Annotated in this window: 14 protein-coding genes; 4 read left to right on the top strand and 10 right to left on the bottom strand. The window is 61.0% G+C overall.

Annotated features, from left to right (window positions below):
• Positions 1–113 precede the first annotated feature (113 nt).
• The gene (locus PspS04_RS27095; RefSeq protein WP_159998936.1) at positions 114–1013 is read left to right on the top strand and encodes a homocysteine S-methyltransferase family protein; all 900 of its coding nucleotides are present in this window, start codon (positions 114–116) and stop codon (positions 1011–1013) included.
• Positions 1014–1062: 49 nt separating this feature from the next.
• Here the strand turns inward: PspS04_RS27095 and PspS04_RS27090 are convergent, their stop codons facing one another.
• Genes PspS04_RS27090 through PspS04_RS27080 form a run of 3 tightly spaced genes read right to left on the bottom strand, consistent with a single transcriptional unit; the run spans position 1063 to position 2830 of the window.
• On the bottom strand, positions 1063–1734 hold the full coding sequence (locus PspS04_RS27090) for a GNAT family N-acetyltransferase (protein WP_159998625.1): 672 nt from the start codon (positions 1732–1734) through the stop codon (positions 1063–1065).
• Positions 1735–1751: 17 nt separating this feature from the next.
• Positions 1752–2198: a GNAT family N-acetyltransferase gene (locus PspS04_RS27085; protein WP_159998623.1), complete on the bottom strand. Its 447-nt coding sequence runs from the start codon at positions 2196–2198 to the stop codon at positions 1752–1754.
• A gap of 2 nt (positions 2199–2200) precedes the next feature.
• Positions 2201–2830: an FMN-binding negative transcriptional regulator gene (locus PspS04_RS27080; protein ID WP_159998621.1), complete on the bottom strand. Its 630-nt coding sequence runs from the start codon at positions 2828–2830 to the stop codon at positions 2201–2203.
• A 91-nt stretch (positions 2831–2921) separates the two neighbouring features.
• Between PspS04_RS27080 and pdxR the strand changes: the two genes are divergently transcribed.
• Positions 2922–4475 (top strand): MocR-like pyridoxine biosynthesis transcription factor PdxR, encoded by a 1554-nt coding sequence (gene pdxR / locus PspS04_RS27075; protein ID WP_159998619.1) that lies wholly within the window; start codon positions 2922–2924, stop codon positions 4473–4475.
• A gap of 35 nt (positions 4476–4510) precedes the next feature.
• Here pdxR and PspS04_RS27070 read toward each other — a convergent pair whose 3' ends face one another.
• From PspS04_RS27070 to PspS04_RS27045, 6 genes are all read right to left on the bottom strand, one after another.
• On the bottom strand, positions 4511–9061 hold the full coding sequence (locus PspS04_RS27070; protein WP_159998617.1) for a dermonecrotic toxin domain-containing protein: 4551 nt from the start codon (positions 9059–9061) through the stop codon (positions 4511–4513).
• A gap of 28 nt (positions 9062–9089) precedes the next feature.
• A complete protein-coding gene (locus PspS04_RS27065) occupies positions 9090–13670 on the bottom strand; it encodes a DUF6543 domain-containing protein (protein ID WP_159998615.1) in 4581 nt (1526 codons plus the stop codon).
• 175 nt (positions 13671–13845) lie between these two features.
• Positions 13846–14874: a histone deacetylase family protein gene (locus tag PspS04_RS27060; RefSeq protein ID WP_159998613.1), complete on the bottom strand. Its 1029-nt coding sequence runs from the start codon at positions 14872–14874 to the stop codon at positions 13846–13848.
• Positions 14875–15006: 132 nt separating this feature from the next.
• A complete protein-coding gene (locus tag PspS04_RS27055; RefSeq protein ID WP_095164958.1) occupies positions 15007–15999 on the bottom strand; it encodes an AraC family transcriptional regulator in 993 nt (330 codons plus the stop codon).
• 144 nt (positions 16000–16143) lie between these two features.
• The gene (locus PspS04_RS27050; protein ID WP_159998611.1) at positions 16144–17148 is read right to left on the bottom strand and encodes an asparaginase; all 1005 of its coding nucleotides are present in this window, start codon (positions 17146–17148) and stop codon (positions 16144–16146) included.
• A gap of 99 nt (positions 17149–17247) precedes the next feature.
• Positions 17248–18702 carry an alanine/glycine:cation symporter family protein gene (locus PspS04_RS27045; protein WP_159998609.1) on the bottom strand — a complete coding sequence of 485 codons (1455 nt, stop codon included), beginning with the start codon at positions 18700–18702 and terminating at the stop codon, positions 17248–17250.
• Between PspS04_RS27045 and PspS04_RS27040 the strand changes: the two genes are divergently transcribed.
• Positions 18689–19021: a hypothetical protein gene (locus tag PspS04_RS27040; protein WP_159998607.1), complete on the top strand. Its 333-nt coding sequence runs from the start codon at positions 18689–18691 to the stop codon at positions 19019–19021. The genes PspS04_RS27045 and PspS04_RS27040 overlap by 14 nt on opposite strands.
• A 41-nt stretch (positions 19022–19062) precedes the next feature.
• Here PspS04_RS27040 and aspA read toward each other — a convergent pair whose 3' ends face one another.
• A complete protein-coding gene (aspA, locus tag PspS04_RS27035) occupies positions 19063–20487 on the bottom strand; it encodes an aspartate ammonia-lyase (RefSeq protein ID WP_095164950.1) in 1425 nt (474 codons plus the stop codon).
• 180 nt (positions 20488–20667) lie between these two features.
• Between aspA and PspS04_RS27030 the strand changes: the two genes are divergently transcribed.
• On the top strand, positions 20668–21579 hold the full coding sequence (locus PspS04_RS27030; RefSeq protein WP_095164948.1) for a LysR substrate-binding domain-containing protein: 912 nt from the start codon (positions 20668–20670) through the stop codon (positions 21577–21579).
• Positions 21580–21628: the final 49 nt, after the last annotated feature.

Here is a 21628-nt window from a genome sequence, read left to right as displayed (position 1 = left end):
GGTCGATCCCTGAACAAAAAAGAGGTTGTGATTAACTGAATGGTGCGTATTAAATAGTTATAAGTCTGACTCTGATAGTGAGTTATTTTCATAAGCATATGAGTGAAAAGCATATGGGCGTAGCAAGGACAGTGATTCTGGATGGCGGCATGGGCCGTGAGCTGCAACGCCGAGGAGCGCCATTCAGGCAGCCCGAGTGGTCGGCGCTGGCGCTGAGCGAAGCGCCGCAGGCGGTCGAGGCGGTGCATGCGGCTTATATCGAAAGCGGTGCCAATGTGATCACCAGCAACAGTTACGCAGTGGTGCCGTTTCATATCGGCGAAGCGCGTTTTGCGGCTGAAGGTGAGGCGCTTGCCGCCTTGGCCGGTGAGTTGGCGCGCCGGGCAGTGGACGCTTCGGGTAAACCAGTGCGTGTCGCGGGCTCCTTGCCGCCGCTGTTCGGTTCCTATCGTCCGGACCTGTTCGACGCTGCGCGAGCCAGCGAATTGCTCACGCCTTTGGTCAAGGGCCTGGCGCCCCATGTCGACCTGTGGCTGGCTGAAACCCAGAGTTCGATCGCCGAAGCGCGGGCGATTCACGCCGGGTTGCCCAAGGATGGCAAACCGTTCTGGCTGTCCTTTACCCTCAAGGACGAAGACACCGATGACGTGCCGCGCCTGCGTTCCGGCGAGCTCGTCGCCGAGGCTGCTGCGGTGGCGGCCGAGTTGGGGGTCCAGACCTTGCTGTTCAACTGCAGCCAACCGGAAGTGATCGGGGCGGCAATCGACGCCGCACGGCAAACCTTCGCCCGGTTGGCTGTGGACATTGATATCGGGGCATATGCCAACGCTTTTCCGCCGCAACCCAAAGAGGCCACGGCCAACGATGGCCTGGACCCGCTGCGCGATGACCTGGATCCGCCGGGTTATCTGCACTGGGCGGCCGACTGGCAGCAGCGTGGCGCCAGTCACCTGGGCGGCTGCTGCGGCATCGGCCCGGAGCACATCGCGGTGCTGGCGCAGAAACTGGCTTAAGCAGTTAGGGCAAAAGATCGCAGCCTGCGATCTTTTGCCCTCAAAGCACTTAGGCGCGGCACTCCACCAGGGTCTTCACCTGCCCCGAGTCCGTCTGGTTGTCATCTGCCAACCACTTCTGGAACCCCGCGCCAATCGTCGGCCATTCCGAGTCCAGGATCGAATACCACGCGGTGTCGCGGTTCTGGTCCTTGACCACCATGTGCTGGCGAAACACCCCTTCAAAGCTGAAGCCCAGGCGCTCGGCGGCGTACTTGGAGCGGGCGTTGGCGTTGTTGCACTTCCACTCCAGGCGGCGGTAGCCCAGGGCAAATGCCTCCTTGGCCAGCAGGTACACGGCCTCGGTGCTTTTCGGTGAGCGCTGCATCGGTGCGCCAAAGGTGACGTGGCCGATTTCGATGCGGCCCTGGGCCGGGACGATCGACATCAGGCTGAGCATTCCCTGTACGTCGCCGCTGGCGCGATCGATGACGGTGAAAAAATACGGGTCGCTGTGGGCGGCGTGGTTGTTCAGCCAGGCATCGAAGACGCTGCGCTCCGGGAACGGGCCGTAAGGCAGGTAGTCCCAGAGTTTCGGGTCGGCGCCGGGGCCTTGCAGGGCCTTGAACAGACCCTCGCCATGGCGCGCCGGGTCAAGTTTCTCCAGGCAGATGAAGCGCCCTTCGAGCCGTTGCGCAGAGGGCGGCGGGGCGCCTTGCCAGTCTGCAAGTGAAGTCGACATGTTGTTCTCCTTGAACCTTAAAGGGCTTTACGAAACTGGATGAAGCCAGGGCGTTCGGCGATGCGCTCGTAGAGTTGGATCGCGGTGGCATTGGTTTCGTGGGTCAGCCAGTGCACCTTGCAGCAGCCCTCGGCCTTGGCGGTACTGTAGACGAATTCGATCAGTTGACGGCCGACTCCAGTGCCGCGGGTTTGCGCTGCCACAAACAGGTCTTGCAGGTAGCAGGAGCTTTCGATGCTCCAGTTCGAGCGGTGGTAGATGAAGTTCACCATGCCTATCGCCTTGCCGTCAGCCCAGGCCAGCGCTGCATGGGTCGGCTCGCTCGGGTCGAGCATGCGCTGCCAGGTGCTGTGGCTGACGGTGTCCGGCAGCTCGGTGTTGTAGAAGCCCAGGTAGGCCTGCCACAACGGCAGCCAGGCGGCGTGGTCGTCGGCGCTGACGCGGCGAATCTCGATCTGACTCATGTTCATTCCTTTGGCATCAAGTGGGCGAGTGCCTGGTCATGCGGGTCGGGGCTGGCAGCCAGCCCTTCACGTACGCCGGCGATATCTGTGGTGCTGCGGTTCTGGCTGAGCTTGCGCTTGCCTTCCAGGCGCTGGATGGGCAGGGCGAAGCCGACGATAGCCTTGAGCATACCGTCGATGTAATCGGTGGGCGCGTCGGCGAGTTTCCACGGCTGGGCGCGGGCGCTTTCATGGCGCTCGGTCAGGGCGCCCACCAGGTGGCGCAGGCGCTCGGTATCGGTGAACACCTCGGCCGTGCCGTAGGCGTGCACGGCGATGTAGTTCCAGGTCGGCACGACCTTGCCGTGCTCGGCTTTGCTGGGATAAAACCCGGGGCTCACGTAAGCGTCGGCGCCAGCAAAGATCACCAACGCTTCGGCGCCGCCCTGGAGCTCCTGCCACTGCCGATTGGCCCGGGCAAAGTGGCCGTAGAGGGTGCCATGGGGACCTTCGTCGACCTGCAGCAGCAACGGTAAATGGCTGGCTTGCAGGCCCTGCTCGCCATGGGTGACCAGCAGTGCGAGGCGGCTGCCGAGCATTTGTTGCTGCAGTTCGGGCAAATCTTCGACGGTAAAGGCACTGGGCGTGTACATGGAAAAATTCCTTGGCGAATGCCAGCATCCTAGGCAGGCTATTGGTCTGTTGTAAGAGCCATTAACGGCTAATTTCATAGGTCCATTACCCATGACGAACGTGTCGCCTTCCTTGTCGTTCAACCCCGCAGGCATCGAGTTGGATCGACGCCAGGGCTTGAGCCGCCAGCTCTACCAGGCCTTGCGCATGCGCGTACTCGACGGTCGCCTGGCCAGCGGGACACGTTTGCCGGCGAGTCGCGACCTGGCGGCAGCGTTGGCGATTTCGCGCAACAGCGTGGTGCGCGCCTACGACCAGTTGTACGCCGAAGGTTTCATCGAGGGTCGGGTCGGCGATGGCACTTACGTCGCACAATTGCCGCAAAACGGGTTGCCGGCAAAAAAACTATCCACAAATCCATCCACAGGGTTATCAACAGGCTTACCCACAGGTTTATCCACAAAACAGGCAGAAATACCTGGAGTTTTATCCAGTAAAGTTATCCACAATGCTGCCTTGGAACGGATGCAAAAGCATCATTTGCCCTCGCCACCGAGTGGCCCGCCGAGGGCTTTTCGGGTCGGCGTGCCAGCGTTCGACCTGTTCCCGTTCGAGGTATGGGCCAAGCTGAATGCGGCTTTCTGGCGCAAGCCGGACTTGCAGCAACTGTGTTACGGCGCCCCCGAGGGTGACGCGCGCTTGCGCGGCTTGATCGCCGCCTATCTGCGCAGTTCGCGAGGTATGCAGTGCAGCGCTGAGCAAATTGTGATCACCAGTGGCGCGCAACAGGGGATTAGCCTTTGTGCACAGTTGCTGGTGGAGCCGGGCGATGGGGTAGCGGTCGAGAATCCGGGTTACCGCGCCGCGGGTCATGCGTTCGCGGTGGCGGGTGCGCGTTTGCATGGGGTGGCGGTGGATAGCGAGGGCATCGACTGCGCCGAGCTGGCCAGGGTTACCGATTGCCGTCTGGCCTACGTCACCCCATCACACCAGTACCCCACCGGTGTGGTGATGAGCCTGGCGCGGCGTCTGGAACTGCTGGCCTGGGCCGAGCGTACGCAAGGCTGGATTGTCGAGGATGATTACGATGGCGAGTACCGTTACAGCGGAGCACCGCTGGCGCCATTGGCAGCACTCGATCGCGGTGGCCGGGTGTTGTACGTCGGGACTTTCGGCAAAGTGGCATTCCCGGCACTGCGCCTGGGATACCTGGTATTGCCATTGGGGCTGGTTGAAGCCTTTTCCCGGCGGCGTGCCGTGGACGTTCGCCATTCTGAGGTCAGTACCCAGGCAGTGATGGCCGAGTTCATGGCGGCCGGGCATTTCCAGCGGCATATCCGGCGCATGCGCCGTGCGGCGCTGAGCCGGCGCAATACTCTGCTTAGCGGTTGGCCGGCGGATATCCCGGGTGTTGGCGAGTTGCCTGCGATTGCCGCCGGACTGCACATGACCGTGCCTGTCGAGAGCGTGGCGCGTGAGCGTGAACTGATCGAGTTGGCGAGCAGTGTCGACGTCGAGATCAACGGCTTGAGCAGTTATTGGCTACCGACCTGCGCCACCCCGATAGATCAACGTGCGGGGTTGGTGCTGGGATTTGCGGCAGTACCGGAGACCTCGATCAAGGCGGCGCTGGAACGATTGCGGCCAGTTTGGCGGGTTCGCTGAAGCGGGCGGATTACCCGCCCGCCCGCGGTCGTGCATCAGGGTTGGTCTGGCAGACTGAAGAACAGCGACGGATCACTGATGCGCCGCAGCACGTAGTCGATCGGCGCCAGGGACGTCAGTGCTTTGCGACGTTCGGCAGTGAACTGCTTCAACTTCTCGTCGGCGATCTTCAGGTGCGCCGCGGTGTACTGCTCCAAAGGAGCGTCAGGCGAGTTGTAGTGAAAATGCACAAGCCATAACGGCTGGTCGTTGTCAGTCATGTCGAGCACCTGGTACTCCTGAAAGTAGTCCTGGCGTTTTTTGGTCCTGATTCGGCCTTGTTGGTTACGCACGACCCTTACCTGGTTGTTGTCCAGCAGCCACTGCAAATAGGCCTGCCGGGGCGGGCGCTCCTTGAGCAGGCTGGCGCGGATACTGATGCCTTGTGTGCGTAAACGAGCGGCGGACTCATTGAGCTCTGAGCTCAGGTTAGCCACAGGGAGTCGGGTTCCTCCTGCCTTGTTGATGCGCGCCAGGGCAAGGTCGACATTGATCGCGGCTTGTTCCAGGCGCCGGGCCTGGTGATCGAACAGATCCTGCATGTCTGCGGGAATACGGTTAGGTCTGAAGGCATTCTTGCGGGTTCGATCAATAAAACCCTGCACTTCTTCACTCAAGGTCAGGGCATTGGCAATGATGTCGATATCGTCCAGTTCCGACATCGGTGCAGGACTTTTGCTGGTGGGAACCATTTCCTCGAGCAGTGGCTCGCCGGATGGCGAGGGTCTGGCGGGCACGGGATCCCGTGGTCGGCTCTTGGTGACTTTGCCAGCAGGCCGGGACGGGCCTGCAACTGCGGGTGCCGGTGCGACCGGTACGACGCTCGTCCCGCTCTCGGGCAATAGCGCATTGAGTTGTTCCTGCGCCAGTTGCCTGAACTCGCCGATCAATGTGCTGACCCGTTCAAGCCCAGTCGGCTCGACTTTGTCAGGGTATTCTTCGGGGAAGTCTTTAAGACGCTGATCGGCATCGACGTAAATATCGATCAGCCTGCTCAGGGTGTCGATGCGCTGCGCGCTGGTCGCACCGCTATCCGGCGTTCTGATCAAGGCCGTATGCCGGTGGGTGGCGGTTGCGGCCTCGATAATCACCAGGCCCACCGCTTCACGAGCGGGTTCAGCGTTCTGGGTGGCAGTGTTGCGCATGCACAACTCATGCGACATGCCGACTTCGTTGGACTTCAAATCCCACGCGGTGAACACCGGCAGCAGTTTTCGCAGGCTTTGAGAGGCGATCATGCCGGCGCTACCAACCGCTGCGATTTTTTCCAGCGCCGTTTGGGCAGTTTGCAGACGGGCGATCATTTCCTGACTCAATGCCAACGCTTGTCTGACACTCTCAACGTGTAGCTGCAATGAGGCGTCTGAGTCGATGGCAGTGTCCTGGGCCAGCATGTGGGTGAGTGTTGCATAGTCGTTGCGCTTGATTACGAGCCAAAGGGAGAGGTTCTTTTGCAGCTCGACTGTCATGCGCTGTAAATCTTGGAAATAGCCTTCACTTCCGCCGTTGATGCGCCATTGCTCCAGGTTTTTCAAGGCCTGTTCGTAGTCACCAATCAGTTTTTCCAGGTGAGTGAGGTAGCGCGCTGTCGCCTGTTCGTACGCTTGCCCGGTGGCGCCGATCATCTCTGCCTGGGCCTTTTTTAAAGCGGCATTGTTGGACGCTTCCAGGCGTTTGAAATTCTCCAGCTCGACACCCAGTTGTTTTTTCTGTTGTTCCTTGGCCTTGCGTTGTGCCTTGAGCTGGCTGCGCAGGCTGGTACCACCAGCACCTGCGCGCAACCGCAAACGTGTGTCGACGAACCACTGGCCTTGTTGGGTATGGCTCAACAGAGGTCCGGTTTTCGAGGGTGTTTGTGGATCAACGATCTGGATCTGCTCGTCGTCATTTTCGATAACGCGGTACCAGCGCTCGCCGACCTTTGCATAGGTCTTTGCATCCAGGCGATACAGGCGCGCGGTATCGCGCAGAAGGGTTTCCACGGTTGGGGCGGTGAGATCGGGGGGCGGTACGCTCAAGGCGCTCAGAAAAACCGCCAGAGCCGAGGGCGACCGGTGGGGCACTGAGCCGCTGGCTTCAAGTGAGGAGTAATGGCTGGACGCAAGTTCACCGGTCATGGGAGTGGGAACCAAGGTCACAGTGGGGGCCGCCGGTTTGACCGTCGGCGTGACGCTGGTCTCGGGTAACCTGTCGTGGTCAACCTGCGGTGCCGATGCCGTTCGGGGGTTGGTCTTGCGACGTGTGGCGGCGTGATGTGCCAGGATCATGCCCAGGTTCAGCAGCATATCGGCAACCGCGCTCCATTGCGCATAGGCATCACCACGCTGATGGGCGTCCAGCACCTGTTCGATTTCACTGATGCTTTGCCAGACCCAGACCGCAGCCCCCGCCGGACCGCTGAGAAAATTCGCGGCAACATTGAACACCGCCCAGCCGCTGTCACGCAGCAAGGCCCAACGTCGTTGTGCATTGGATAACGACTGGCGGTCGGAGAGTTCGGCCATGGCCAGGGCATGGGTCTTGAACAGGACCTTGAAGATGTCGCCGCTCAATTGCACTGACCCGAGTTCGACCGGCCCGGTCCAGTCCACGGTTGTCCAGGGCTCGGAAAGCAACTGCGCCGCCAGCCATGGACTGGGCAAGCCGACGGGGAATGTGTACTGGGCGTATTTGAACGCGATATCCGAGTCGGGCAGCCACGCCAGCACCGAATCCCTCAACTCTCCCGGTTGATGCAGGGCATACAGCAGGTTTTGCGCTGAAGGGAACTGCAGCAACGGCTGTTCGAACAATGGGCGGTAGAGCAGGCAAGGCCCGGCTGCCGGCTCGCGCGGGGCGATGATGAACATGTTGGCAACGGTGTCGCCTGTGGTTTGCCCGGACTGGATGAACGTCAGTGGGCGAGTGACCACCGGTTGCGGGCGACCGGGGGTTGGCTTGAGCCATTCGCGCACGTAAAGGCAACCCAATTCATCGATACCACCGATGCGACGGATCTTGCTCTCCAGCGCTATCAGCGGCAGCAGGGCACGCATCTGGTCGATGTAAAAATGCTGCTGCAAGGGCGCCTGCAGCGGATCGTCGATCAGCTTGTCCTTGATCAGTTTGGGGTATGCCCCACCGACGTCGACCTTGCTCGCCATTTTCGTCAGGTACGCAACGTTCAGCCAGTCAGGGAGCGGCTGTGTCGGTTTGAATCGCAGGGTGGCCTGATACGGTGCGCTGTTTTGCAAGGCGTACTCGCCGAGTGTTTCGGTGTGCACGTCGAGCGGATTGGGCAGTGTCAGTCCGCCGGATTCGAAACTGTTGGTGACGGTGATCTCGAGGCTGTCCAGCGGCAACCCGGCGGCGGGTTTCTTATCGGCAATGATTGCGTCGCGCAGGCGGTTCTGGGCGTAGGTCGTGAGGGGCAGAATCCGCACCAGTTTTTTGTCAGTCTGTTTGTACAGTTTTCCCAGCGCATTGACGGATTGGCTGTACTGATCCAGATCGGCAGCCGAAGCACCAAACAGCCAATCGGGTATTGAGTTATCGAGGCCAATGAGTGCCGTTTTTTCCTGGGCGCTGGCGTGTTCCGCCAGAGCGATTGAATCGAATTTCTGCTGCGTTTCGGCCGTGAGGCTTTCGTGGCTGATTGCGGCGATGGCATCGAGCTGGGTGGTGATCAGCGCCCAGGCCATATGATCGAAAAAATTACCCTCGGGCTCGAACAGCTGCCACTTCAGGTTGCGCCCGGTCGGTTGCGTCTCCACGCGTTCCGGTAACGAAGCCCCCAACTGTTCCAGGGAGTCGAACGTTTCATAACCATTTTCAACGGTGTACATCATCAGCAGGTCACGTTGTTTATAACGGCCAGTGATCACGCAGGCACCGGCCAGTATCAAATGTCGGATATTGCCTTGGGCGTCGACCGAGTCAATATCGATCAGGCATACCCGGATAGTCGAAAGCGCGGAGTCGTGGGCTTGACGCTTCTTTTTGTCCGGATGGAGCGATATGGCCCGGGCCACCAGGCACTGCTCGTCATCCCAATCCTTGAGGTGTTGCACCTCGAGGGTCTTGCGCAAGGCATCGGACAGTTGCAGCCAGTGCGGCGCCCGTTGCCCGGCTTCGTTCCAATACGCCAGCTGGTGTTCGCCGAAGGCCACGAAGAGCAAGGGGGCGTAGTCGTTGAGCAACCTGGCAATGGCTTCGATGCCGAGGTCCAGGTGCACCACGGGCGAGGTTGGCGGATTTAATGTCAGGAAGTGCTCGCCTTCGAGATAGTTGGCAGTGGCCGAGCTGAAAAATTGCCGGACCAGTGCCTGGGTCAGTGATTCGAACCGGGTAGGCATGGCCACGAGCGTACCGTCGACGGACTGCCATTGAGGCGTGCCGATCAGCGTTTGGTCGGGGTCGATATTGCGTTCCGGATACAGCTCTTCCAGCGCCCGGCGCAGCAGTCGGGCGGCAACCTCATCGACAGTGGGGCCCCGGCTGGTCTGATGAACGACCTGGCTTTTTTCCAGCAGGGCGTGGGTATCGGTGTTCTCAGTATGTTCAGTCATCGTCATTTTCCTTTTTGACGTCCGCGGCTTACGAAAAGAACAGCGAGTGCGCCAGTTGCGGGCTGATTTCGCTGCGATAGATGGCGATCATCTGGGCGCTGGTGGCCGCGTGTACGTCCAATGCTGCGGTCAGGAATCGCTGATCGCGCAGTTTCAGGTGGGCGGCGGTAAACGCATTGAGCGGCGCGTCCTGGCTGGAGTAGTGAAAGTGTGCGTACCACAGCGTTTGCCCACCGTGGCGCTGGCGAATTTCATACTCCTGCAAGTAATCCCGGCGCGGGCCTTTGAGCCGGCGTCGATCACCACCCGAAACTATGTCGATTTCATTCTTGGCGAGTAGCCATTCGACACGGGCGGCTGTGGGCGGTTGTTGTTTGATCATCTCGACCCGTATCCGGTAGCCCTCGGCGTTCAGTCGATCGCGTGCCTGGTTGAGTTCGGCGATTTCGCGAGCAGGCTCGCCGGTGCTGTTGGCACTGACCCAGGCCTGCTCCAGGTTCCTCGCAGCTTCGTCGAGCAGGTCGGCTTTGTGCTGGAACAGTTCTTCGATTTCCACCGGGATACGTCCTGGTTTTTTCGCGCTCGCTTCGGTTTGTCGAATGAAGCTTTCCACGCCATCAAGCAGCGTCCGGCCTTGAGTGATCTGCGCCTGGAGATCGGCTAGTGGTACGGCCGGGCGAGGCCGCCTGGGTTGTAACCGCTCAACCCAGACCCCGGGGGCTTTTTCGTGGAAGGTGGCAATCACGTCGCCGGTCATGGGCGCCTTTACGTCCAGCAATATCGGTTGTCCCGGTGCCGAGGGGCGGACCTCGCCAACGACCGTGCCCCGAAAGCGGGTCTTGATTACCCGTTTGCGCGACACTGGCGCCGGTCTTGAAGGGCCGGGCTGGGGCTCCAGCGGGAGTTGCTCGCGCAGCAACTGCGCCAGGTGAGCCTCGGTGGTCTGCTGGAATTCGCTGATGCGCATCCGTAGATGTTTGAACGGTTGCTCCAGCACCGCGTCCTTGTGGTTGAGGGCGAAGTCTTCGAACCCCTGGTCGACGGCGGCAAACTGCTCCAGCGTCCCGTTGAGGCCCTCGATACGGTCGCCTGCAACCCAGGCAGTTCCTTCCCGCATCAATTCCTGCGAGGTCTGGATCACCAGGTTGGTGGTGTCGAGCAGGCGTTCGAATGAGTGTTGAACTTCGATCAACGCAGCGCTGGTTGCCTCTTTCAGGCAGACCTCGCGGGCCAGCGAGACCTGCAGCGCCTTGAGCTCGTTAAGGCTGAACCTGGGCAATTTTGTCTGATAGGTGCTGGTGACCTCGGCAGCGCTTCGACCCAGTCGACTCAACTCCTGGAAACGCGATTGAGCGAACTCGATTTTTCCGATCATCTCCTCGGTCAGGTCAATCATTTTCCGGTAGGTTGCGCGCTCGGCAGCACTGCCAGTGGTTTCTTCAGCCTCAAGCAACACCAGGGTTTCCCTCAAAGTCTGAGAGAAGGTGGGATTACGCTGATCAAGCCATGTCTGGTTAAAAAACAGCTGGGTGCCGAGCATCTCGACCATGGCAGTTCGGTAGTTGGGCACTGCGTCGAGCAGGTTCAGCGATTTCAGCTGTTCGATAGGGGGGGTGTACTCCTGGGTGCGACGCTCGAGCTTCTCGAGAAACTGCGTTTTCGCCGCTAGCAGGGCGTCACCGCTGAGCGATGTCATCGCTTTGTGCGCATCCGTCAGCTCGACACGTGCCAGTTCGCGTTCGTTATCAAATTCGCCGAGTTGTTTTTTGAGCTCGGTGACGCGCGCTCGGTTTTGCTGTTTCAGTGCCTTGCGCCGACTCGACAAACCGCCGCCACGCAGGCGCAAGCGGATGTCGATGAACCACTCGCCACGCGCATTGTGGATCAACGCAGGACCGCTGCGCACCGGGTTCTGTCGAGAGTCGATTATCGATACCTCACCCTGGCCCTCGATGGCCACTTCGAACCAGCGTTCACTCACAAGTGCGTAGTACGTGTTCTCGTGATGGTAGAGGCCGCGAAGCGCAGCGTTGTCACCGCTGGACAGGGTGAGTTGCGCGGGGCGGGTGATTGCGAAGCGATCCAGGGTACTGGCCAGATTCAGGACGGTGTCGGTCGTAACCGATGTGCGGTGTTGTGCAGGATGTTCGCCGATCACATCAGGCTGTTGAACAATGGCCTTAGGGGTGACTGCGGGTTTTTCCGGGCTCTCGGTTACTTCGGTTATCGGCACCTTTTCCTCGACTCTGCGGGCCGTCGGTTTGCGTGTGCTGGCGTGGTGGGCAAGGACCATGGCCAGGGTCAGCAACAGGTCGGTCATGGCGGTTTTTTGTTGTGCGCGGTCGCCTGTATCAGCGGCGTCCAGGGTTTGTTCGACGTCATCCAGCACCTGCCAGATCCAGGCGGCCGTCCCGACAGTGCGGCCAAGAAAGGGCAGTGCCGCGTTAAGGATCAACCAGGCTGCATGTTTGAAGGTGCCCCAGCGATTTTGCGCATTGGATACCGATTGTCGCTGCGCCAGCTCGACCAGCGCGTTGACGTTGGCCTTGTACAGTGTGGCCAGGGAATCGCTGGCGAGGACCTCAGAACCCAGGGTAAGCGTACCGCCCATCTGCAAGGGGGTCAGAGGATCGGCCAGGAGTTGTGAAAGGGTCCAGACCGAAGGCCGGTCACCGGTGAATACGTAGTTGCGGTAATCGGCGCGCGCCCCGTCCGGCAGCCAGGCGAGCACCGATTGGCGCAATGTCGGGGAATGCTTGATGGCATAAATCAGGTTGGCTGGCGTCGGGTGTTGGCTCAGGGGCCGATCGAGCATGGGGCGGTACAGCAGGCATGGGCCCTTATCCATCTGCCGAGGACCGATCACGAACATGTTGGCCACTTTGTCGGTCGAGTTGCCAATGCGCCAACCGGGTTTGAAAGCCAGTGGGCGAATGACGATCTCCTGGCCATCGACCCAGCGATTGGCGTCTAGTACCTGGACCACGGCGGCGACGTAGCGGTAACCCAACTCGTCGATACCAGCCTGCGCGCGAATTTTTTGCTGCAAGGCCAGCAGTGGCAGTTCGACGCGAAGGTGACTGGTGAACAGGTTCTGTCGCCGCAAGCTGTCCAGCGGATCGTCAAGCAACTTGCTTTTGATCAGTGCCGGGTAGGTCTTGCCGATGTCGACGCTGACGATCAGTGCCTCCAGGTAACTCACCGTCATCCAGGTGGGTAGTGCTGTGGCGCTGGTGCTACGCACGGATTTGTTGCCCAGCGGCAGGGCAATCAGGTTTTGCAGCGCCAGGTCGACCAGGCTCAGGGTGGTGCGCTCAGGCTCTACCAGCGGGATAAAGCTGCCCCAGACCACCACGCTGTCGACCACGATTTCGATATCAGCCAGGTTCAGTCGCGCGGCATCGGCATGCTCTTTGATCATGGCCTCGCGCAACTGATCCAGGGCGTACTGACGAATCGGCTTGATCCCATCCTGAAATGACTGCCCGAGGTCTTGTTCCTGAATGGTTGCCAGGTCCATCAGGTGACGGCTGTAAGCGGTGAGATCGCTGGAAGAAGCGTTGGCCATCCAGTCCGGCAGCGCTTGCTCGACTCGGTTGAATCGCGAAGGTGCCTGTTTGTCCGTCGGGTCGAGTTCGTTTTGCGTACGGCTGATGTGGGGCGCCAGGTCAGGGTTGTGGGTTGCGGTATCGTTCGCCAACTCGCCAATCGAGTCGGCTTGCAGGGCAATCAGGTTGCACGCCAGATGGTCGAAGTAATTGCCCTCGGGCTCAATCAGTCGCCACTGCAAGGTATTGTCCGCTGTCGACTCATCGGCGTATGCCTGCAAGGACTCGCCTAGCGCCTGCAAGGATTCGTATGTCTTGAAGCCACTGGTGATGGAGTGACTGAGGATTAACGTGCGCGTGCCCACCGTCCCAATGAGTACAGCCATGTCGAGGATGTTGAGGTGGTTCGAGAGACCCTTGTCCAGGTAATCCAGGTCGACCAGACATGCACGCGACCGATAGCGGTCGTGAAGCGTGCGAGCGCTTTTTTGCGGGTAGGTGAACAGGTTGCGGGCCATCGCACAGAGGTCATTGCTCCAGTTCGGGTTGGTATCGATGTTCCAGAGCTCGTGCAGGGATTTGGATAATTCTTGCCAACGCGGGGCCGAGGCGCGGGTGAACTGGTTCCAGTAATCGACCTGCTGTTCTTGAAACGCGACAAACAGCAACGGCACCAGCTCGTTTAGCAACTGCCCGATGGCGTCAATACTGACGGGCAACTGAGCCGGCGTCCGCTCCTGGGGTTGCAAGGTGAGGTAGTGCTCGCCATCGAGGTAGACCACCGGCGAACCGGCGACGCCATGGCGTACCAGGGCATCGGTCAGCGATTCGAAATGTCGCGGCCCAGGAGCGACGGCTTGGTTGTGCAAGGTCCAGGTCGGCGTTACCACCATCGCCAGCCGTGGGTCGATAGACAGTTGCGGGTACAGGGTTTTCAAGGCGGGTTGCAGGGCATGGGTGGCGACTTCCCTGATCGAGGGGCCGGCCACCAATTGGGTGAGCAGGGCATCTTGATCGGGTGGTAGGCCTGGTACAGCAGAGGGGCTGGAAGACTCAGTCATGGTCACGTCCTTGCGGGGGGCAGAAGGCACCGTGGGATGTTGGGTGCGCAATCCGTTGCAAAGTAGTGATGGGTAGGGAGGCATTGGCGGTAAAAAAATATTGTGGGCAAAAAAAACCTGCGCTAGCGCAGGTCTGGTAACGGTGGAGCGAGGCGGCTATCAGATGCCCGACTCTTCAAGCGCTTTCAAAACCTTCTAGAACGTTCACCGCGTTGATGCCGATTTCTTCGACCGCGTAACCGCCCTCCATGACGAACAGGGTCGGTACGCCGAGCCTGGCGATGCGTTTGCCCATGGCCAGGTAGTCCGGGCTGTCGAGCTTGAATTGCGAGATCGGGTCGTCCTTGAAGGTGTCGACACCCAGGGATACGACGACGATGTCGGCGCCGTAGCTTTGGATCTCTTTGCACGCCTGTTCCAGCGCTGCGCTCCAGGTGTCCCAGCCGCTGCCGGCCGCTAATGGATAGTTGAAGTTGAAACCTTCGCCCGCACCTTCACCCAGTTCATCTTCGTAGCCAAGAAAGAATGGAAACTCGGCTTCTGGATGGCCGTGGATCGAGGTGAACAGCACGTCGTTGCGTTGGTAGAAAATCGCTTGGGTGCCATTGCCGTGGTGGTAGTCGACGTCGAGGATCGCGACCTTTTGGTGGCCCTGGTCGAGGAACGCCTGGGCGGCGATGGCGGCGTTGTTGAGGTAGCAGTAACCGCCCATCAAGTCGCCAGCGGCGTGGTGTCCCGGTGGCCGGCACAGGGCGAAGGCACTATGAGCCCCGGCCTGGATCGCCGCCTGCGCGGTCAGGGCAACCTGTGCAGCGCTGTAGGCCGCTTGCCAGGTGCCGGCGGTGATCGGTGCGCCGCCGTCGAAGCTGTAGTAGCCGAGCTGGCCGTGCAGGCTGGTGGGCTTGATCGCGCGCAGGGTGCGGGCGGGCCAGGTGTAGGGCAGCAAATCGCCGTCGGTGTTGAACTCGGTCCAGCGCGCCCAGGCGCCTTTGAAGAAGTCCAGGTAGTCGCGGCTGTGGATGCGCGCGATCGGCTCAAGACCGAAGTCCTTGGGCGTCTCGACCGGCCCCAGGTTCTGCTGTTGCACCCGTGCCAGCACATGGTCGGCGCGTGACGGCATCTCAAAGCATGGCTTGAGTTGCCCGTCGATCAGTTCGCAACGGCCGTGGTGCAGGTGGTGATCGTCCGAGTAGATGGTCAGCATGTTGTTGTTCTCCGCAGGGCTGATTCGGTTGAACACAGTCTTGCGGCACGCAGGGTTTCAGAGAACGGCAGGAAAGGCCAAAAGGGGATCGATACGGCCAAAAAAGATGACCGAAATTCGCCCCTTGATCCCTCAAGGCCTGAACTGGCTCGGCGCGACACCGCTCCAGCGCACGAACGCATGGCGAAAGCTGGCGGTTTCGCTGAAGCCCAATGCCTCGGCGATCCGGTAGATCGGTAGCTGGTCTTCGCAGAGCATTTGCTTGGCCTGCTCGAAGCGCAATTCGTCGAGCAATTCCTGATAGCTGCAGCCCAGGTCCTTGAGGTGGCGGCGCAGGGTGCGCGCCGAGCAATTCATCTGCCCGGCCAGGCCTTCGAGCCCTGGCGCGGCGTTCAATTGCGAGCTGAGCAATTGCCGGATGCGCCCCAGCCATGCCTGGCGTCCCGTGAATTCCAGGTTCTGCTTGCGGCAGCGTTCGGCCATGGCCTGGTGGGTGATGACATCGGCCAGCGGCAGCACTTGCTGCAACCAGTGCCTGTCGAAGGCAAACGCAGTGTCGCGTGCGCCAAAATGCAGAGGGCAGTTGAAGTGTTCGGCATAGCTCGCCTCATAGTCCGGTGCTGCATGCTCGAAGCGGACCCCGCGCAACGGCAGCGAATGGCCCAGCAGATCATCACAGATGACTTTCAGCGAGACCAGGCAGAACTCGGCATTGAACACCGCCATCGTCGGGCTTTCGCGGTAATCGGCCGCGACGAACCAGACGCGCTCGCCATCGTCCTCCAGGCTCAGCTCGAAGAGTGTTCCCAGAAGCGCCGGGTAGCGTATCGCCAGGCGCAATGCGTCACCTAAGGTGGCACTGGTGAGCAGGGCGTAACCGAGGATGCCGTAGCAGGAAACGTGCATTCGCCGGCCCAGTTCCAGGCCGATGTCACGCTTGAGCGCGACGGCATTGGCGCAGACCTGCATCTCCTGGTTGGTGGTGATGCGCGTGTCGGCCCGGTTCAGGTCCGCGGCACTGATACCGCTGCCGGCCAACAAGGCATCGCTGGAAAGTCCCTCGGCCTTGAAGGTGTTGAGCACCAGCGAGACGGCGTTGAGCGTGGTGAGGTGGGAGTGCAGCATGGGCAATTCCAGCGATGGGGTACTGGAATAGGCAGCAAGTTATGTGCCTGGCGATGAACGTAGGAGACGCTGTCTTGCCAGTGAAAGCGCGGTGTCAGGCAACAACGCTATCGCTGGCAGGACAGTTCTGGGGTGGGCGGTGTGTCAGCTGAGTTCGCCACACAGGTCGAATTCGACCAGCCGCCGGACTTCAGCGGTTTGTAGCCCGGCTCCCAGCAGCGCATGCAGCTTGCCGAATGCCGCCTCGCGGGTCATGCCACCACCCGAGAGTACGCCGGCGTCGCGCAAGCGGCTGCCGGCTTCGTACACATCCAGCTCGACACCCCCTTCATGGCACTGCGTGACCGCAACGACCACTACGCCTTTATCGCGCGCCCGTTCCAGGCTGGCAAGAAACCCTGGGTTATCGCTGGGCCCCGTGCCGCTGCCATAGCATTCGAGCACCAGGCCCTGGATGCCGCTGTTGAGCAAGCCATCGAGGATCTCGGCACCGATGCCGGGAAACAGTGGGAGTACCGCGACGTTAGCCAGTTGTCTGGGCTGTTTATAGCCAAGCGCCGTCGGTATGCCGGCAGCCTTTTCGGCGCCACCCTGGCGCTCCAGGCGCTTGAACGGGTGCCGGCCGAAGCTGCGCACTTTCGCGCAGCGGGTCGGGTCCAGTAGTTCGCCGTGGAAGTACAGGTGCACGCCCGGTGCCAGCCCCTGGCCGAGGGCGACCAGGGCACCGCTGAGGTTTTCCCAGGCATCGCTGTCGGTCACGCCGGCCGGCAGCATGGAGCCGGTGAACACCACGCGGGCGTGCAGGCCCAGCAGTTGGAAACTCATGGCCGCTGCGCTGTAGGCCAGGGTGTCGGTACCGTGCAGGATCAGCACGCTGTCACAGCCGTCGATCTCGACCGCCTCGACTACGGCCTCGCGCAGGCGCTGCCAGTAGGCCGGGGTCATGTTGGCGCTGTCGATCAGCGGCGCCATTTCGCGAAACCGCCACTGCGCCAGCACCAGCTCGGGCTGGCTGTGCAGGTAGTCGCGCATCCGTGTTTCAAAGCCGGACGCCGGCGCCAGGCCGTGGGCACTGGCTTGCATGCCAATGGTGCCACCGGTGTAGAGCACCATGACGTGTTGGGCGGCGGGATAGGTAGATGAGTTCATGGTCATTCTCCGAGAACGATGACGGCGTACGACCGAGCATGACCCCGGTCGTACCTTGTGTCACGTCGGGCGCAGGGGATGCGCCCGGTTTTTTACCGATCAGCGTTGCGCTGCGGTCTCGCCTTGCAGTTGTGCCTGGGGCTGGGCCTGGGGCGCTGCGGGCGGGTTGGCTGGCCAGGCCTTGAGGTCCAGGTCCAGGTCGGGGAACTTGCTGGAGTCGAACACCGGGGTCTTGATGCCGGCGGCACGCTGGTCATCGTAGTCGCGCAGGATGCGCATACCGACCTTGAACAGCAGGAACAGCGCGATCAGGTTGACGAACGCGAGCATGGTCATGGTGATGTCGGCGAACGCGAACACCGTGCTGAGGTTCTCGATGGCGCCCCAGAAGATCAGCACCAGCACCAGGGCGCGATAGCCGATCAGCGCCTTGCGGTTCTCGCCGATCAAGTAGCGCAGGTTGCTCTCGCCCAGGTAGTAGTTGTAGAGGATCGAGGTGAACACGAACAACGCCAGTGCCACGGAGATGAACATCCGGCCCCACTCGCCGACGACTGCGGCCAGGGAGTTCTGGGTCAGGGCGATGCCGTCACCTTCGAAGCCCGGGGTGTAGAAACCCGACAGCAGGATCAGCAACGCGGTGCAGGTGCAGATGATGAAGGTGTCGAGGAATACGCTGAACGCCTGGACCACGCCTTGCGCGACCGGGTGCTCGACCGATGCCACGGCAGCGACGTTGGGCGCACTGCCCAGGCCGGCTTCGTTGGCAAACACCCCGCGTTTCACCCCCATGATGATGGCGCTGCCCACCAGGCCACCGAAGGCCTGGTCCAGGCCGAAGGCGCTCTTGACGATGGTCATCAGCATGCCCGGCACCTGGTCGAACTGCAGCACGATCACGTAGATGGTCACCGCGATGTAGACCAGGGTCTTGACCGGCACCAGCAGGTCGGCGATGGCCGCGATGCGCTTGATCCCGCCGACGAACACCAGGCCCAGCAGTACCGCCAGGCCGAGACCGGTGTAGGTGGTGTCGAGGCCGAAGGCGTTGTTCAGCGAGTGGGTCACGGCGTGGGCTTGCAGGCCGTTGAAGGCGAAGCCGAAGGTGATCAGCAGCAGGAACGCCATGATCATCCCCAGCCAGCGTTTCTGCAGGCCGTGCTGGATGTAATAGGACGGACCGCCGCGGTACTGCCCCTCAGAGTCGCAGCGCTTGTAGAGTTGGCCCAGGGAACATTCGAAGAAGCTGCTGGACATGCCGACCAGCGCGGTCACCCACATCCAGAACACTGCGCCTGGGCCGCCGAGGGTCACGGCAATGCCGACGCCAGCAATGTTGCCCGCACCGACACGGCCGGCGAGGCTGAGCATCAGGGCCTGGAACGAGCTGAGTTGGCCAGCGCTGCTTTTGAGGCTGTCGCGGAACACCGCGAACATGTGGAAGAAGTGCCGCAATTGAACGAAACGCGAGCGGATCGTGAAGTAACCACCGAGCCCGACAATGAGCACGATCAGTACTTTCCCTGAGAGGAAGTCGTTAATGACTTCGAGCATGGAGTATTCCTCGCTGTTTTTTGTGTTGGCAAATGCTGACCAGGCAGACACATTCCGTTACACCCGTTTGTGCACAACACTACAGGCCAAGCGGTATTTGTCCCGGCTTCATATCGCGGGTTTGTTATTAGTTCGGGTTTCGCACGGGTTGGATCTCGCTACCGACGACCGCTCCTGCGAAGAGGGGCGGCACTATACCTATCCATGGAGCACACGTCTGCAACAGCTGATTAAAGGATTCAGCTATAGCCCCCGTACCGAGGGTTTTGCAGGTAAAAAAAAGGGCTTGGAGAATGATCTCCAAGCCCTCAAAAGGTGAGAGGTGTCTAGTCCCTCGACCTGGTGAGCGGTGCTACAGCATCAGGCCTTCAGAGGCACCAGACGCGGGGCAATCATGTTTTCCGGGCGCAGGATGTCGGCGAGCATTTCTTCGTCGAGCAAGCCTTCTTCGCGCACCAGTTCCAGTACGCCGCGGCCGCTTTCCAGAGCGATGCGGGCGATACGGGTGGCGTTTTCATAGCCGATGTACGGGTTCAGCGCGGTGACCAGGCCGATCGAGTGCTCGACCAGTTCGCGGCAGCGGGCTTCGTTGGCGGTGATGCCGACGATGCAGTGCTCGCGCAGCATGTCCATGGCGCGTTGCAGCAGGCGGATCGAGTCGAAGATCTTGAAGGCGATCAGCGGCTCCATCACGTTCAGTTGCAGCTGGCCGCCTTCGGCCGCGATGGTCAGGGCCAGGTCGTTGCCGATGATCTGGAACGCTACCTGGTTGACGGCTTCCGGAATAACCGGGTTGACCTTGCCTGGCATGATCGAGCTGCCTGGCTGACGCGCTGGCAGGTTGATTTCGTTGATGCCGGTGCGTGGGCCGCTGGACAGCAGGCGCAGGTCGTTGCAGATCTTCGACAGCTTGACCGCGGTGCGCTTGAGCATGCCGGAGAACAGCACGAAGGCACCCATGTCGGAGGTCGCTTCGATCAGGTCGGCAGCCGGGACCAGCGGTTGACCGCTGATCAAGGCCAGGCGCTCAACGGCCAGGTGCTGGTAACGCGGGTCGGCGTTGATGCCGGTACCGATCGCGGTGCCGCCCAGGTTGACTTCGGTCAGCAGCTCCGGAGCCAGAGTCTTCAGGCGTGCCAGGTCTTCACCCAGGGTGGTGGCGAAGGCACGGAATTCCTGGCCAAGGGTCATCGGCACGGCGTCTTGCAGCTGGGTACGACCCATCTTCAGGACGTGGCCGAATTCTTCACCTTTGGCGGCGAACGACTGGATCAGGCTGTCGAGGCTGGCGAGCAGGGCGTCGTGACCCAACAGCAGACCCAGGCGGATGGCCGTTGGGTAAGCGTCGTTGGTCGACTGCGCCATGTTCACGTCGTTGTTAGGGTGCAGGTACTGGTATTCGCCTTTCTGGTGGCCCATGGCCTCCAGCGCGATGTTGGCGATCACTTCGTTGGCATTCATGTTGGTCGAAGTGCCAGCGCCGCCTTGAATCATGTCCACCACGAACTCTTCGTGGAAGTCGCCGCGGATCAGGCGAGCACAGGCTTCGCTGATGGCAGCGTGCTTGGCTTCGCTGAGGTGACCCAGCTCGCGGTTGGCGTCAGCAGCGGCCTGCTTGACCATTGCCAGACCCACAACCAGCTTCGGGTAATGCGAAATCGGAACGCCGGAGAGACGGAAGTTGTTCACCGCTCGCAGGGTCTGGATGCCGTAATACGCTTGAGCCGGTACTTCGAGTACGCCAAGCAGGTCTTTTTCGGTGCGGAAAGATGCAGCGGAGGACATGATAGAAATCATCTCGATATGGACCCGGTCTGTGCCGGAACGCTGTGAATGCTAGGCTTGTAGAGAATTTTGGGCCAATGCTGTTAAACACTGGCCTATGCGTATTCGGCATAATGCCGATGTGACGCCGCCCGAGCGGCGAGCGTGTGACCTAAAATGGTGCGTGTCCGGGAGGACCTGATGAATCTGGAAAGCAAATGGCTGGAGGACTTTAGTGCCCTGGCTGCCACCCGCAGCTTCTCCCAGGCGGCTGAGCGACGTTTCGTCACCCAGCCGGCGTTCAGCCGGCGAATCCGCAGCCTGGAGGCCGCACTGGGCCTGCAACTGGTCAATCGCTCGCGCACGCCGATCGAGCTGACGGCGGCCGGCCAGTTGTTCCTGGTAACCGCACGCACCGTGGTCGAACAACTGGGCGAAGTGCTGCGGCATTTGCACCACCTTGAAGGCGGCCAGGGCGAGGTCATGCAGGTGGCGGCCGCGCACTCCCTGGCCCTGGGGTTCTTCCCGCGCTGGATCGCACAATTGCGCAACGAAGGCCTGAACATCGCCACGCGCCTGGTGGCGACCAACGTCGGCGATGCGGTGCATGCGCTGCGCGAGGGCGGTTGTGACCTGATGCTGGCGTTCTACGACCCGGATGCCGCCATGCAAATGGACCCGGAGATCTTTCCTTCGCTGCACCTGGGCCACACCGAAATGCTGCCGGTGTGCGCGGCCGATGCCGATGGAAAACCGCTGTTCGATCTGGAAGGCGAGGGCAGTGTGCCGTTGCTGGCCTACAGCGCCGGTGCGTTTCTCGGCCGTTCGGTGAATATGCTGCTGCGCCAAAGGGCACTGCGTTTCACCACGATCTACGAAACCGCCATGGCCGACAGCCTGAAAAGCATGGCCCTGGAGGGGCTGGGCATCGCCTGGGTGCCGCAGCTGAGCGTGCGTGCCGAGCTGACGCGTGGCGAATTGGTAGTGTGTGGTGGACCGCAATGGCATGTGCCGCTGGAGATCCGTTTGTATCGCTGTGCGCTGGTGCGCAAAGCGAATGTCCGTTTGTTGTGGCGCAAGCTCGAGAGCGGCGTAGCGGGTGCTACTGTTTGAGCGCCAAGAACTCATGGCCACCTCTGTGGCCATGAGTTGCAGCAGCTGT

The organism is Pseudomonas sp. S04 (assembly GCF_009834545.1).
In the GTDB taxonomy this organism is placed as follows: Bacteria; Pseudomonadota; Gammaproteobacteria; order Pseudomonadales; family Pseudomonadaceae; genus Aquipseudomonas.
The sequence above is the reverse complement of the archived record's forward strand: the minus strand, read 5'-3'. Positions and strand labels throughout refer to the sequence as shown.

What these genes read in the sequence shown, in the direction of transcription:
- PspS04_RS27095 (WP_159998936.1), top strand. Translation starts at nt 114, where the DNA reads ATGGGCGTAGCAAGGACAGTGATTCTGGATGGCGGCATGGGCCGTGAG.
- PspS04_RS27055 (WP_095164958.1), bottom strand. Translation starts at nt 15,999, where the DNA reads ATGCTGCACTCCCACCTCACCACGCTCAACGCCGTCTCGCTGGTGCTC.
- aspA (WP_095164950.1), bottom strand. Translation starts at nt 20,487, where the DNA reads ATGTCCTCCGCTGCATCTTTCCGCACCGAAAAAGACCTGCTTGGCGTA.
- PspS04_RS27085 (WP_159998623.1), bottom strand. Translation starts at nt 2,198, where the DNA reads ATGAGTCAGATCGAGATTCGCCGCGTCAGCGCCGACGACCACGCCGCC.
- PspS04_RS27040 (WP_159998607.1), top strand. Translation starts at nt 18,689, where the DNA reads ATGACTTCGAGCATGGAGTATTCCTCGCTGTTTTTTGTGTTGGCAAAT.
- PspS04_RS27060 (WP_159998613.1), bottom strand. Translation starts at nt 14,874, where the DNA reads ATGCTGACCATCTACTCGGACGATCACCACCTGCACCACGGCCGTTGC.
- PspS04_RS27070 (WP_159998617.1), bottom strand. Translation starts at nt 9,061, where the DNA reads ATGACTGAACATACTGAGAACACCGATACCCACGCCCTGCTGGAAAAA.
- pdxR (WP_159998619.1), top strand. Translation starts at nt 2,922, where the DNA reads ATGACGAACGTGTCGCCTTCCTTGTCGTTCAACCCCGCAGGCATCGAG.
- PspS04_RS27045 (WP_159998609.1), bottom strand. Translation starts at nt 18,702, where the DNA reads ATGCTCGAAGTCATTAACGACTTCCTCTCAGGGAAAGTACTGATCGTG.
- PspS04_RS27050 (WP_159998611.1), bottom strand. Translation starts at nt 17,148, where the DNA reads ATGAACTCATCTACCTATCCCGCCGCCCAACACGTCATGGTGCTCTAC.
- PspS04_RS27030 (WP_095164948.1), top strand. Translation starts at nt 20,668, where the DNA reads ATGAATCTGGAAAGCAAATGGCTGGAGGACTTTAGTGCCCTGGCTGCC.
- PspS04_RS27080 (WP_159998621.1), bottom strand. Translation starts at nt 2,830, where the DNA reads ATGTACACGCCCAGTGCCTTTACCGTCGAAGATTTGCCCGAACTGCAG.
- PspS04_RS27065 (WP_159998615.1), bottom strand. Translation starts at nt 13,670, where the DNA reads ATGACTGAGTCTTCCAGCCCCTCTGCTGTACCAGGCCTACCACCCGAT.
- PspS04_RS27090 (WP_159998625.1), bottom strand. Translation starts at nt 1,734, where the DNA reads ATGTCGACTTCACTTGCAGACTGGCAAGGCGCCCCGCCGCCCTCTGCG.